The 238-nt window shown below is 71.4% G+C and carries 1 pseudogene; it reads left to right on the top strand.

Annotated elements, in window-relative coordinates:
* Positions 1 to 238: pseudogene (locus SB773_RS34455) on the top strand (hypothetical protein); the annotation flags it as partial.

Genomic DNA, 238 nt, shown 5'->3' with positions numbered 1-238 from the left:
CTACGAGGTCCAGGCCGTCTACCGGGCGATCGGCTACCGGGGCACCCCTGTGCGCGACGTCCCCTTCGACGAGGCGGGCGGGGTCATCCCGAACGACGGCGGCCGCGTGCTCGACGACGGCGAGCCGGTGCCGGGTCTCTACGCGACCGGCTGGATCAAACGCGGCCCGGTCGGTCTGATCGGCCACACCAAGAGCGACGCGGGTGAGACCATCGAGAAGCTGCTCGAGGACCACGCC

Origin of the sequence: Bacillus sp. SIMBA_074, assembly GCF_046534555.1 — a bacterium.
GTDB classification, from domain to species: domain Bacteria; phylum Bacillota; class Bacilli; order Bacillales; family Bacillaceae_G; genus Bacillus_A; species Bacillus_A mycoides.
Note: the sequence above shows the minus strand (reverse complement) of the source record. Positions and strands in the feature narration are given on the sequence as shown.